We start from the raw sequence: 1,305 nt of genomic DNA, 5'->3' as shown, positions 1-1,305 counted from the left end.
CGGATTTCCGGGAAACGCGGCTTTGATCTTCATGAAGAAGAATTCGGAGTCGCGGTATCCGTAAGCCATCCGCTTCATCACCTTAATCCGGTTATTGATTCCCTCCAGTTGGCCGGTATGCATCGGCCAGTGCATGCGGGCTAAGATGCCGCGCCAGTACAAACTTAGACGTCTGGCAAAGCGCTGCAATGGCTCAATTTTGCTAGCCCGAGCCATTTCTAGCCAGGTACGCCATGCCGCTCTCCAGCGCCAAGGACAGGTTGGCTGCCAAAGCTCCTTAAGGCTCGCCTTCATAACGTAGACGGTCATCAGATCGTGGTTTGCTGCTAGCAGTTTATCGAGCACAGGCTTCTGGTCTGTCGGCACATTTTGCGGATTGCGTAGCACCAGCCAGCGCCCGCGTTTGACAAACTGCCGCGCCGGTTTGTCGTTTCGATGCCTGTTGGCCTCGTCGACGCGAACGCGGTCAATTACCTCGCGTCCGTACTTGGCAATAACGTGAAACAGGTCATATACGACCTTGGCCTTGCTGCAATGTTCCTTGACCTCCAGGTCAAAGGCCGTGTTCATGTCCATGGCGACGGCTTTGATTCGGGAGCATCGCTCAGCACCCAGCCATTCAAAGAAGGGACGAATCGCTTGTCGGCTGCGACCCTCGCCGACCCAGAGCACTTGCCGACTATCGCCGTCTAGCACCACGGTTGCATAACGATGGCCTTTGAAGAGCGCAAATTCATCCATCACCAGTTTGGTTGGTTGAGCCGCTGGCAAGGAATCGAGCTGCGTGATCAACCGCTGCCGTTCGATCCTGCGCACGGTCTCCCAATGCAGGCCGGTGAGCTTGCACACATGAGCCACAGGCAGCTTATCGCACCAAAGGCCCGTAAAGTCAGCCAGCCGCTTGGTCACTCTTGCATGTCGATCCAGCCATGACACGCGCTCGGCGCAGGTTCCACACTCGGCGCACTTAACACGGCGCAGCCTTACCTGCAGCCAAACCGGCTCGCCAAACATTGGCATTTCCCGCACCGTGCGCCAATATGTGCCATGCACATGATCACATGTGGCATCGCACTTCGAGCAAATAGGTGGGGTATTAGACTGGGGCATCAGTGAAATCCACACTCCGTCTGCTCGACGGTCGAAATTCCACACCCCAAATCCTTCCCAGAACGGAAGGTCGAGATTATTATCTTGCATGAAAGCGGTGGGTAAAGTTGAGTTTTGTTGGTCGCACAACAAGTCTAACTTTTCTTCACCGCTTTCCTGTTTTTAGGACTACATCACAGCAATCCGTGATGAACC

Annotated in this window: 1 protein-coding gene; it reads right to left on the bottom strand. The window is 54.9% G+C overall.

Annotated features, from left to right (window positions below; translation table 11 throughout):
• On the bottom strand, positions 1-1,200 hold a 1,200-nt coding region (locus tag GM658_RS28555), incomplete at its 3' end, for an ISL3 family transposase (protein ID WP_155457501.1).
• Positions 1,201-1,305: the final 105 nt, after the last annotated feature.

This window comes from Massilia eburnea (genome assembly GCF_009720745.1).
GTDB lineage: Bacteria > Pseudomonadota > Gammaproteobacteria > Burkholderiales > Burkholderiaceae_D > Rugamonas > Rugamonas eburnea.
Note: the sequence above shows the minus strand (reverse complement) of the source record. Positions and strands in the feature narration are given on the sequence as shown.